Here is a 6,063-nt window from a genome sequence, read left to right as displayed (position 1 = left end):
GGGGGCCCCGCCACTACTGGCCAGTGCGGTGGCGATGCACAGGTTGCCCTGCACGACGAAGACATAGAAGCGGCTGAACCAATCTGCCAATTGCTGGCCATTGGCGCCGTCGGCCTTGAGCTGCGTCAGTTCATCATCAAAGCGGCGCAGCCCCGACTCCAGGGTATGCAGGTGCCCTCGGGCTATGCGCTGCATGCGCCAGAACAGCGGCAGCGAGCGCAGCAGGCGCAGCGGTCGCCAAGGCAGAACCGGGGTGGCGCCGCCTACTTCGCCTGCATAGCTTGCGGCCGATACGCCCCAGTCTGCCAAGCGGGCCAGGAACAAGTCGTTGTTGATGTAGGAGGCGCCAGCGAATACAGCGGTAAAGGGTTCGTTGTCTTCCAGAATGCGGCAGTCCCAACGTGCCATGATCGCCGGGATACTTGCGGCTGCGCGGCGCTGGGCATATTCGACAAAGCAGCTGGGCTGTGGCGGCAGGATCTCGGCAATGTTCGCCGCGGTCAGGTGGCGTCGCCAGCCATGCTCGCTGATCGGTCGATACTGCAGCAGCCAGAGCTGTTGGCCGTCCCAGGCCCATTCGACATCGCCGGGCACATAATGGAACACCTTGAGCACCCCTTGCAGGAAGCCCCATAGCGCGGTTGCGTCGAGCCCGTGCAGGTTCCGAAACTGCCCACTTTCCCACGCTGAACCCAGGCGCGAAAGGGTTGCCCGCTCTGGCGTGGCCTGGCCATCGGCGAGCGATTCCAGATGCCCCTCGACCCACTCCAGTTCCACCGCAAGATGGCGAACAAAAGCGATACCCGAGAGCTTGGGAGTAATGAAGCGCTGCACCACGACCTCTTCGACACCCGCAACGCGCAGTTGCTTTACCCGGGCTGCAACGTCGCTAGCCGTTACCCGCAGGTACGTGGTGCTCAGGCCGGCATTGGCCGCATCGGCCTGGTCTTCGCCATAGCTGGAGGAGCGTACGGCCCAAGTCATGTGCGCAGTGCCGGCGAGCAACTGCGCCAGGCGGGGGTCGCTCTCATGCTCAATGGTCAACGCCTGGGGGACTGGTTGTCCGGCAAGCTCGGCCAGGCGCAAGCGACCGCCCTTGGTGTGGGCGACGAAGCCTTGCGCCCCTGATTCCAACCAGGTCGCGAATGCGCTGGGTGCGTCGATCCAGGGATAGTGCCCCCAGCCTGGTTGCAGGCTGATGCGCAGGTCGGCGCGGGCCAGGATTGCCGACCAGGCTGCTGCCTGGGCAATGCCGAGCATCTGGTCCTGATCGCCCCAGACCAGCTCGATGGGGTCGGTGATCCACTCCAGCAGCGTCAGGGCTGTGTCGGCGCGCAGTTGGTCCCAATAGGGCATGAAGGCCCTGCATCGGGTATAGCCGGCGCCCATACGGCGGTATTGCGCAGCGCTCCAGCGGTGTTGGGAAAACTTGCGGGCGAACCATTGTGGCTTGTGGCCGAGCAGCCAGTGGATGGTCTTGCGCAGCGGCAGGGGCGACATGAGGGCCGGCAGACGACGCCGCCAGAGAAACGCCCCGACCGGCGCCAGCAGCACGCTGCGGGCAAAGTGCCCCGGGCGGCGCTGCAAAGCATGCAGCACGATAAGCGCATTCACCCCCACGGCCATGATTTCCTGGCCAGGCTCTGTCATCTCCAGCAGTGCCTGAGCATAGCCTGACAGGTCAGTGCAGGGCGGCTGTGGGTTATCACCAAAACCAGGCAGCTCCAGGGCCTGTACCCGGTAATGGCGAAAATGCGCGAGCGCATCGTCCCACCAGTCGGCGGCACTGCCATTGCCAGCCAACAGGTACATCAAGGGCTTGTTCATTGATGCTCCTCAGGCCAGGTCGCGCAGCGCGCTGTCCAGGGTTGGGTACTGGAAGCGGTGGCCGGCTTGTTGCAGCCGGGTCGGCTGCACGCGCTGGCCGTCGAAGAACAGCTCGGCCATCTCGCCGGCGATCAGGCGTACCGGCGCTGCCGGAACATGTAGCCATACCGGACGCTTGAGCAGCGTACCGGCGGCCGCGACGAATTCGGCTTGGCTGACGGGCTCGGGGGCGACCAGGTTGTATGTGCCGTTCATCGAGGTGTCGTCCATGGCCCGTGCCATCACCTGCAGCACATCGTCGCGGTGCACCCAGCTCATGATCTGCCGACCATCGCCCATGCGCCCGCCAAAGCCCAGGCGCAACGGCATCAGCAGCGCAGGTAGTGCTCCACCGGGGCCGAACACCACACCCAGGCGCAGTACAACCTGGCGTACCCCCAGTTCGGTGGCGGGCCTGGCCGCGGCCTCCCAGTGGGCGCAGAGCTTGGCCATGAAGCCTTCACCCTTGCTGGCGTTTTCGTCCAGCTGTTCACTGCCATCGCGCACGCCGTAGTAGCCGATGGCTGAGGCCTGGATCCATAGCGCCGGCTTGTGGGTGGCATGTCTCATCCAGCCCAGCAGCGCCTCGGTGGTGGCGACCCGGCTGGCGAGCAATTGGGCCTGGCGCCGCGGTGACCAGCGCGGCCCGGCGACCGGCGCGCCGGCCAGGTTGATCACTACATCGAATCGTTCGCCATGGCCGAGCTTGCCCAGTTCGCGCACGCACCGGGCCCGGCCATCGAACAGGTAGGCTGCGCGCAGCGGATCTCGGGCCAGCACGGTGACGGTGTGACCGGCATCAAGCAGTTGGTTGACCAGCGCTTCGCCAATGAAACCGGTGCCGCCGGTGACCAGCACCTGCTTGTAGGCTGCCCCTGCAAAGAGGTTGGGCGGTAGGCCCTTGCGTTGCATGCGCAGCGCCGCCAGGCCATCGCGGACACCCGAAGCCGTGACGCCAACGGCAAACAGCGTCAGTACCCAGCCTTGCCAGCCGAGATCGATTGCCACCAAGCCGCTGGGCAGGTGCGACCACTCCAGTAACTGCATGCCATACAGGGCGAAAAAGGCACCGGCGTTGATTGCCAGTACCGTATGCATGATGCGCTCGATCGCCGGTAGCTTGCGGCTACGGTCCTCGACCACGAAATCCCATAAGGTTAAGCCGATTTCCAGGGTAAACAGCACCGCAACGACAATGGCCCATCCCCCCTGAAAGGCAACGTGCGCAATGCCCAGGAACAGGACCCCGTAGAAGCACGAGCGTACTGCGTGGATCGCCAACTCCAGGCGTGCACTATGGCGCTGGGGCAGGGCCACGGTCAGTTCATGATGGTAGAGAGTGTCGAGCGCCCCAAGAAACCCTTGGAACAGCAGCAAGATAATGGCCCAGTGCAGTGTAGGCAGTTCAGCCACGTTCAAGTCCTTTTACAGTGGAAACAGAGCGGTCATGGCGATAAAGCCAGAGCAGTGGTGGAATCAGGACCAGGAGGGCCACACCGTCGACAACCAGATGCGACCAGATACCCACCTGTAGCGAAATCAGGGCATCCTGAGGTGCCCAAAGCACAATGCCGGCAATCAGCCAGGCCCAGGCCTGGTGGCTGCGAAGGCGATCACCCAGGTGGATGAGGCCGAGCATGTACAGCGAGTAGCTTTGCAGGGTGGCGCCGAACAGGGCCAGCCACCAGACCTGTTGGTTGCGTGCGGGTGCGGGTGCAGCCTGGCCCCAGAAGGCCTGCTCGATACTCAGTTGATAGTCGTTCAGCAGCAGGCTGTGGCCAGCCCACGTCAGCCCGACACCTACCAGCAAATGCGCCAGGGCGGTAGCCTGGAGCCAGCGCACCCAGAAGCGGCGCCGACTGGTTAGGGATGAAGAGTGTGAAGATGGCATTCCGTGTCCTGTCGATTTCCTTGACGGTGAGCAGTGTACCGGAGGTTGCAGGTCAACCGAGGATGTTCAGCCCATCGCTGATCCTGCAGCGACCGGTTGAATCCACAACCCAAAGCTGCCGGTCAGCATTTGGCTGAAATTGGCCGATTGTGGTCTGCTATGAAGCCGCTATCGGGCCAAGATCAATGAGCAGCCATTGATATGAGACCTTGCCGTACAGGCCGCCTATATCTTCGTTACTGTCAGGGGCCCGTAGCAACAGGGCCAATGTTTCATGGGCGTCGTCCCCACCGTTGGCCAGATTATGGGCCAGTAATGGAGTCAAAATGCCTAACCGGTCTGCTTCAGTTGCATTTTCCGAACGCTGGATCTCTACAGACATGTCGCTCTCCCTGAGCGGTGAGTAGCGAAGCTCGAATCGCCGCTGGCCTATACTGCTTTGACCAAATGACCGGAGCGGCAGAATGTGAAGAAGACCCTGGCCGGAGTTATCGAGGCGGGCGAGCCGCTGATACAATAGGCCATCGATGCGCAGCGACGTTACCACGCTGCTCAGGGTGCCGGTCAGTCAGCAAAGAAAGTCGAGCGCCTGGGGCTGGAGGCTGAGTCGCAGTACCAGGCTGTTACCGAATACCAGCTACGATCGCTTGGAGGTCCTGCAGCATCCTGCACGTCTGGTGACCGAGGGTTCATAGATAGCTCATAACGAATGACACCTCGCTGTTGGCCGTTCCAGGTCTTACCCCTAAATCATTCTTGCCTCCGCTGCTTGCTGGAAGTGTTCGATAATATCGTACGCTCAGTGGTATCCGGAAACTCCCGCCTGTAGAGGTGTAGTCGCTGAATACGTAATCTTTGTTAAGTTCTAGAGGAGTTTGATTGCTGTCCAGTATTTGTAATGCAATACCTTGTGCAGTAGAGCTCTTGTTGAGCTCTATGATTCCCAGGGCGGCATTCCAGGCTGGGGTGGTTGGATTCGGCGCTAAGGTGTACATGACCTTTTTTATCCCGCTTGGACAGTTGTTAAGCAGGATGTTGAAGGACGTTGCTTTTGAGGTATCACCGATTTCGGAGAAAATACCAAGATCGTATTGCCCCATTTCGACTTTAACGTCTGGAGTTTCACAGGATTGAGCTATGAATTTCAACTCGTTGCTGATTTTCAAGCTGATTGGATAAATTGAGCCTGCTTTTAAACTTCCGATTTCTCCTGCAGAAATCGTAGTGTTGTTTTTGACTGTTCCTGTTTTCAGCAGGCGAAGCGCATGTGTCGTATTAGCGAATCCATAGGTTTCGCCGCCATTAAGTACTGACGCTCCTCCGTCGCCGGATACTGGAGTGCCATTATATATCCACTGCCATGAGATGCCCGTGTCACCGATCGGAAAGGTTTTGCTCGTGGGGGAGTCTGTGCCTAGTTTGTTTTTTACACCCCACCTTGTATCCGTAGTGCACGTGAACGACGGCCCTGTAGCGTTGGCACTCCCTGACTCATAAAGGACAGTGTTGTCTGGAGTGTCTCGCGGGAAAGGCAAAGTTGAGGGTACGCTTACCGTTAGGGTGGCTTCGCTGTGCCCTGTGACAAGGCTGCAAGCCGCCATCGCATTAAAGCTAATACTTTGAAATATAAGTGCTTGCAATAAGCGGTTTAGCCTGACGGGATTTCCATTTTTAAAGGGATGGTTTGAATTTTGAGATTCTTGTAAATTAAAATTCTTATTGAGCGTCATTGGTTGTATGACCTCTCAATAAATTCCCAGTGATAATCAGGGTTTTCGGCTTTTAATTTGTTGTAGTAGTGCTCGTTAGAATAGTTTTGTTTTATATCATGCTGCGAAGCAGTAGTGCATCCAGAGAGTGCAGTAAAAACACTTGCGGCAATACTTATTTTTAGCTTATAATTGCTTGCTTGCTTGCTTGCTTGCTTGCTGGCTTGCTTGCTTGCTGGCTTGCTTGCTTGCTTGCCTGCTTGCTTGCTTGCTTGCTTGGCGTTAATTCCGAATTGTGTAAGTTCATTGCTAATTCGTACTAATTCAAAATGGATTGGTGAAACTACCTACGCCACCTCGAATTCGAAATCAGACGATTCTCATTTTTGCCACAAGCGCTAGGCCTTGGGCGGCATTCCTCTCCTGGTTGGCGAGCAACCATCTAGCTACTAGGCTCTGTACGAAATCCCCAGAAACCCAATCGTCACCTCACCCCTCAAACGCTGAAATTTTGCGGCCTAAGCCGAAGTGCCATTTCTTAGTCCATTTTGCAGATGATTACGGTTACCATCACGCTTGCTGTCAGAGCGTACCTGG

At 58.5% G+C, this 6,063-nt stretch carries 3 protein-coding genes and 2 pseudogenes; all 5 read right to left on the bottom strand.

Annotation, left to right across the window (positions count from 1 at the left end; translation table 11 throughout):
• Positions 1–1,827: pseudogene (locus tag UW3_RS27195) on the bottom strand (alpha/beta fold hydrolase); the annotation flags it as partial.
• Between the two features lie 9 nt (positions 1,828–1,836).
• Positions 1,837–3,279: a TIGR01777 family oxidoreductase gene (locus UW3_RS0117420; protein ID WP_010223976.1), complete on the bottom strand. Its 1,443-nt coding sequence runs from the start codon at positions 3,277–3,279 to the stop codon at positions 1,837–1,839.
• The gene (locus UW3_RS0117415; RefSeq protein ID WP_026001384.1) at positions 3,272–3,757 is read right to left on the bottom strand and encodes a hypothetical protein; all 486 of its coding nucleotides are present in this window, start codon (positions 3,755–3,757) and stop codon (positions 3,272–3,274) included. The genes UW3_RS0117420 and UW3_RS0117415 overlap by 8 nt, the downstream gene beginning before the upstream one ends.
• 178 nt (positions 3,758–3,935) lie before the next feature.
• Positions 3,936–4,139, bottom strand: a pseudogene (locus tag UW3_RS27190) (GNAT family N-acetyltransferase); the annotation flags it as partial.
• Positions 4,140–4,446: 307 nt separating this feature from the next.
• Complete coding sequence (locus UW3_RS28300; RefSeq protein ID WP_081492813.1) at positions 4,447–5,487, bottom strand: fimbrial protein; 1,041 nt, start codon at positions 5,485–5,487, stop codon at positions 4,447–4,449.
• Positions 5,488–6,063 lie beyond the last annotated feature (576 nt).

The organism is Pseudomonas donghuensis, assembly GCF_000259195.1.
Taxonomy (GTDB): domain Bacteria; phylum Pseudomonadota; class Gammaproteobacteria; order Pseudomonadales; family Pseudomonadaceae; genus Aquipseudomonas; species Aquipseudomonas donghuensis.
Note: the sequence above shows the minus strand (reverse complement) of the source record. Positions and strands in the feature narration are given on the sequence as shown.